A 4,995-nucleotide genomic window follows, 5' to 3' on the forward strand; every position below is an offset into this window, starting at 1 on the left:
AGGAAGGCCGAGATCCAGTCGCTGTCGGCGCGCGGGGCCAAGGGCTCAGCCCCCGCTCAGCAGAAGCTCGAGGCTCGCCCGCCGCGCCAGGTTCTCGAGGCCGACCCCGCGGAACAGGGCGAGCGCGTCGGTGATGTCGCCGTAGTCCGATTCCCGGTCGGCCAGCACGAGGGCCGCGCGCAGGAAGGCCTCGCCCATGCGGCCGTTCTCGAGGAACCAGGCGTAGCGGTGGGCGGGCGGGGGCTCGGCGAAGGCGGCGGCAACGGCGACGGCGAGGGGATCGTCCGACGGGACCGGGGCCGTGGCGCGCCCGCGGGCGATGTCGAAGGCGAAGGCCTCGGCCTCGGTCTGCGGCACGGCGGCCTGCGCCACGTCCTCGTAGATCGGCGAGAGGAGCCCGATGCGCCGCGCCAGCGTTCCCGCCTCGGCCGTCAGCGGCACGCGCTGCAGCCGCTCGGCGAAGATCGTGGCGAAGGCGGTGGCGAGGCCCGCCTCCTGCATGTGCTCGAAGGCGGGCGCGAGGCGGCGCGCGACCTCCGCCGCATCGCCCGCCAGGAGCGCGGCGTCCAGCGCCTGCACGGCGGCCACGCGGTCCCAGACCCCGCCCGAGGCCGAGGGAACGCGCGCGGTGTAGATCGCGAACCATTCCTGCGGCTCGATCGCGCCCGAGCGCGTCAGCCGCTCCGCCGCCGAGAGCTGCGCGCGCCAGCCGGCGAGGGGCGAGAGGTCCGCATGGACGAAAGCGAGCGGGGCGCCCGTGAGATCGGGGCGCTCGGCGATGGCCATGCGCATCTCGAAGGCCAGCGGCGTCAGGTTCGGGTCGGGCGGCAGCGGGCCCTCGCCCTCGAAGAGCTCGGGGTCGAGGAAGCGGGCGATCAGGTCGCCCTCCTCGGTCGTGATCCGCCCGAGCGCCTCGCCCGTGCCGAGCGACAGCGCGGCGGCCGACCAGTCGCCCATCCGCGCGAGGCAGAAGATGCGCGCCGGGAAGGTGGGGGCGATGTCGGGATTGGCCTCCATCGCGTTGCAGGCGCGCCCGCCGTGACCGGTCAGGAGGCTCACGTCGAAGAAGCGGCGGAAGACCTGCGGCTCGGTCGGCCCCGCCCGCTCCATCAGCGCGAGCGCGGGGTCGAGCGCGCCGCGGTCGAGCAGCATGTCGAGCCGCGCGAGGAAGAGCTCGCCCTCGGGGTCGCCCGCGGGCGGGTCGAGCTCGGCCAGCGCGAGCATGCGCGTGAAGGACAGGACCGCCGGGAGCCCGCCGCTCGGCTGCGCCCGGAAGAGGCGCACCAGCGTTTCGGGATCGGAGGCGCCCCACAGGTCGGCGGGAAGCCCCGTGATCGAGCGCGGCAGGAGGCCCACGGCGTCGAGTTCGACCGCGTCGAGCGGCAGGACCGTGATCTCGGGGCGCTCCACCGAGGTGGCGACGTTGGAATGCGGCCGCGTCACGGTGTCCGACAGCCACGGCGGCTCCAGCGTCTCGGGCAGGTCCTGGAGCGTCGGCGGCACGATCTCCTCGATCGGGTCCTGCGCCGCGCCCGCGCCGCCGAGCGAGCAGACCGCGAGGGTCAGCGCCGCGAGCCGCCCGAGCCGGTCAGTCACGTCCGAGGTCCACGGGCTGCGTCACGACTTCCCGCTCGGGCTGAAGGAAGCCCGAGTAGGAATAGGCCACCAGCGCGATCGCGCCGAGCACGATCAGAATCAGGAGAAAGCGGATCAGTCGCCCCATGTGATCGGTCCGTTCCTGCGGCCGGCCTCTCGTGCGCGGCCGCTCCGCACTGCTCGGTCCGGGCGCGTCCCGGAACGTGTCGTGAGGCGCGTCCTCCCGCGCCGTCCGGAGACCGGGAGGTTTGCCGCGCCGCGAATTTCACTATAAGCCATCTCGCGGCGAACAATGCCAGACGGGGACGGAATTTTTTCGGTGATGGGCGAAAGCGCGCCAGAGCTCGACGCACGCCTGCTGAGGACCGTCGTGCTGATCGGCATGATGGGCGCGGGCAAGACCGCCGTGGGCCGGGCGCTCGCGGCGCGGCTCGGCGTGCCGATGCGCGATTCCGATGCCGAGATCGTCGAGCGCTCGCAGCTCTCCATCGCCGAGATCTTCGAGCGCTACGGCGAGCCCTTCTTCCGCGAGAAGGAGACCCAGGTGATCGCGCGCCTCCTCGAGGGGCCGCCCTGCGTCCTGTCCACCGGCGGCGGCGCCTGGATGTCGGAGCGCAACCGCGCGCTCCTGACCGAGAAGGCGTCGGTCCTCTGGCTCGAGGCGGATCTCGAGCTTCTGTGGACGCGCGTGCGCCACAAGACGTCGCGCCCGCTCCTGCGGACCGCCGATCCGAGGCAGTCGCTTGCCGACATCCTCTCGCAGCGCAGCCCCGTCTACGCGCTCGCGCCGCTGCGGATCCACGTGCGGCCGGAATGGTCCATCACCGAGACGGCGGGGCATGTCCTGCGCATCCTGATCGCCGCCGGGGCGGCCGAAGAGGTCAAGTGACATGAACGAAACCGGACCCATGGCGCATGACGTTCACGTACCGCTCGGCGATCGCGCCTACGACGTGCGGATCGGCACGGGCCTCGTCGCCCGCGCCGGGGCGGAGATCGCGGACCTCCTGCCGCGCCCGCGCGCCTGGATCGTGACGGAGGAGACCGTCGCGCGGCTCCATCTCGGGACGCTCCGCGCCGGGCTGTCCGCCGCCGGCATCGAGGCCGGCGCGCTGATCCTGCCGCCCGGCGAGCCGACGAAGGGCTGGCCGCACCTGATCGAGACGGTCGAGTGGCTGCTCGCCGAGAAGGTCGAGCGCCGGGACCTCGTCATCGCCTTCGGCGGCGGGGTCATCGGCGATCTCGTCGGCTTCGCCTGCGCGATCCTCCGGCGCGGCGTCCGCTTCGTTCAGGTGCCCACGACGCTGCTCGCGCAGGTCGACAGCTCGGTCGGCGGCAAGACCGGGATCAACACGACCCACGGCAAGAACCTCGTCGGCGCCTTCCACCAGCCCGTCCGGGTCCTCGCCGATATCGACGTGCTCGGCACGCTCGGCGAACGCGACTTTCTCGCGGGCTATGGCGAGGTGGCGAAGTACGGCCTTCTCGGCGACGCGGCGTTCTTCGCCTGGCTCGAGGCGAACGGCCGGGCGCTGGCGCGGGGCGATGCCGCGCTCCGCGCCGAGGCGATCCGCCGCTCGGTGCAGATGAAGGCCGACATCGTGGTGCGCGACGAGACCGAGCAGGGGGACCGCGCGCTCCTGAACCTCGGGCACACCTTCGGCCATGCGCTCGAGGCCGCGACGGGCTACTCGGATCGGCTGTTGCACGGCGAGGGGGTGGCGATCGGCTGCGCGCTCGCCTTCGAGCTGTCGTCGCGGCTGGGCCTCTGTCCGCAGGAGGAGCCGAGCCGGGTGCGCGCGCACCTCGCCGCAATGGGCATGAAGCGCGACCTCGCCGACATCCCGGGCGACCTGCCGGACGCCGACGGGCTCCTCGCGCTGATGGCGCAGGACAAGAAGGTGGTCGGCGGGCAGCTCCGGTTCATCCTGGCGCGCGGGATCGGGGAGGCCTTCGTCACCGGCGATGTGCCCGCGGAGGCGGTGCGCCTGGTCCTGTCGGACGCGCTGCGGGGGCGCTGACCGGATTTTCGTACGAAAATCCGCACCCTGCGAAAATTCGTTCGAATTTTCGGTTGAACCGCTGCCCTCAATCCTTGCCGCGATAGGGCTCGACGTATTGCAGCGCCATGTCCCAGGGGAAGAAGATCCAGGTGTCCTGGCTCACCCCGGTGATGAAGGTATCCACCATCGGCTCGCCCTTGGGCTTGGCGTAGACGGTGGCGAAATGCGCCCTGGGGTAGAGCGCGCGCACCACCTCGAGCGTCTTGCCGGTATCGACCAGGTCGTCGACCACGAGCACACCCTCGCCGTCGCCCATCATCGTGTCGTCGGGGCGGTTCAGCACCACGGGAGCGGCCTGCGTCTGGTGGTTGTAGCTCTTGACGCTGATCGTATCGACCATGCGGATGTCGAGCTCGCGCGCGACGATCATTGCGGGCGCCATGCCGCCCCGCGTGATCGCGACGACGGCGCGCCAGGCGCCGTCCGCGCCCGGCCCGCGCTTGTCCAGCCGCCAGGCCAGCGCGCGGGCGTCGCGGTGGATCTGGTCCCAGCTCACGTGGAACCCCTTCTCGTGCGGCAGCGGATTGATCATCGCCTCACTCCCCCTTGCGCTCCAGCGTCATGTCGGGCGCCTCGGGGTTCTTCATCCCGATGATGTTGTAGCCCGAATCGACATGGTGGACCTCGCCCGTCACCGCGCTGGAGAGATCGGACAGGAGGTAGAGGGCGGACTTGCCCACCTCCTCCTGCGTGACCGTCCGGCGCAGGGGCGCGTTGTTCTCGTTCCATTTCAGGATGTAGCGGAAATCGCCGATGCCCGAGGCCGCGAGCGTCTTGATCGTGCCCGCCGAGATCGCGTTCACCCGGATGCCGTCGCGCCCGAGATCCTCGGCGAGATACATGACCGAGGCCTCGAGCGCCGCCTTGGCCACGCCCATGACGTTGTAGTGCGGCATCACCTTCTCGGCGCCGAAATAGGTCAGCGTCAGGAGCGAGCCGCCATTGGGCATCATCTTCTCCGCGCGCTGGCAGACGGCGGTGAAGGAATAGACCGAGATCTGCATGGTCGTCGCGAAGTTCGCGGGGCTCGTGTCGACGTAGCGGCCGCGAAGCTCGTTCTTGTCGGAGAAGCCGATGGCGTGGACCACGAAGTCGAGGCTGTCCCAGCGTTCGGCGAGACCCGCGAACAGCGCGTCGAGGCTCGCCTCGTCGCCGACGTCGCAGGGCAGGACGATGTCCGAGCCGACCTCCTCCGCCAGGGGCTTCACGCGCTTCAGAAGCTGTTCGCCCTGGTAGGAAAAGGCCAGTTCCGCGCCTTCGGCGGCGACGGCGCGGGCGATGCCCCAGGCGATCGACTTGTCGTTGGCCAGACCCATGATCAGCCCGCGTTTGCCCG

At 71.2% G+C, this 4,995-nt stretch carries 6 protein-coding genes; 2 read left to right on the forward strand and 4 right to left on the reverse strand.

All coding sequences use genetic code 11. From position 1 onward, the window contains the following. Positions 1 to 45: 45 nt before the first annotated feature. Positions 46 to 1,596 (reverse strand): hypothetical protein, encoded by a 1,551-nt coding sequence (locus ACTS11_RS02510; RefSeq protein WP_442638774.1) that lies wholly within the window; start codon positions 1,594 to 1,596, stop codon positions 46 to 48. After that, positions 1,589 to 1,723 (reverse strand): hypothetical protein, encoded by a 135-nt coding sequence (locus tag ACTS11_RS02515; RefSeq protein WP_442638775.1) that lies wholly within the window; start codon positions 1,721 to 1,723, stop codon positions 1,589 to 1,591. The genes ACTS11_RS02510 and ACTS11_RS02515 overlap by 8 nt, the downstream gene beginning before the upstream one ends. A gap of 195 nt (positions 1,724 to 1,918) precedes the next feature. Between ACTS11_RS02515 and ACTS11_RS02520 the strand changes: the two genes are divergently transcribed. After that, complete coding sequence (locus tag ACTS11_RS02520; RefSeq protein ID WP_442638776.1) at positions 1,919 to 2,485, forward strand: shikimate kinase; 567 nt, start codon at positions 1,919 to 1,921, stop codon at positions 2,483 to 2,485. Between the two features lie 19 nt (positions 2,486 to 2,504). Then, the gene (gene aroB, locus ACTS11_RS02525) at positions 2,505 to 3,617 is read left to right on the forward strand and encodes a 3-dehydroquinate synthase (protein ID WP_442638779.1); all 1,113 of its coding nucleotides are present in this window, start codon (positions 2,505 to 2,507) and stop codon (positions 3,615 to 3,617) included. Positions 3,618 to 3,684: 67 nt separating this feature from the next. Here aroB and gpt read toward each other — a convergent pair whose 3' ends face one another. Further along, a complete protein-coding gene (gene gpt, locus ACTS11_RS02530) occupies positions 3,685 to 4,191 on the reverse strand; it encodes a xanthine phosphoribosyltransferase (RefSeq protein ID WP_442638777.1) in 507 nt (168 codons plus the stop codon). 4 nt (positions 4,192 to 4,195) lie between these two features. Then, the coding region (gene fabI, locus ACTS11_RS02535; RefSeq protein WP_442638778.1) for an enoyl-ACP reductase FabI at positions 4,196 to 4,995 on the reverse strand (800 nt) is incomplete at its 5' end.

Origin of the sequence: Roseicyclus sp. (assembly GCF_052168335.1) — a bacterium.
In the GTDB taxonomy this organism is placed as follows: domain Bacteria; phylum Pseudomonadota; class Alphaproteobacteria; order Rhodobacterales; family Rhodobacteraceae; genus Roseibacterium.

Bases quoted from the DNA above. Each gene is read 5' to 3' on its own strand.
- ACTS11_RS02515 (WP_442638775.1), bottom strand. From the start codon at position 1,723: ATGGGGCGACTGATCCGCTTTCTCCTGATTCTGATCGTGCTCGGCGCG.
- ACTS11_RS02520 (WP_442638776.1), top strand. From the start codon at position 1,919: ATGGGCGAAAGCGCGCCAGAGCTCGACGCACGCCTGCTGAGGACCGTC.
- aroB (WP_442638779.1), top strand. From the start codon at position 2,505: ATGGCGCATGACGTTCACGTACCGCTCGGCGATCGCGCCTACGACGTG.
- gpt (WP_442638777.1), bottom strand. From the start codon at position 4,191: ATGATCAATCCGCTGCCGCACGAGAAGGGGTTCCACGTGAGCTGGGAC.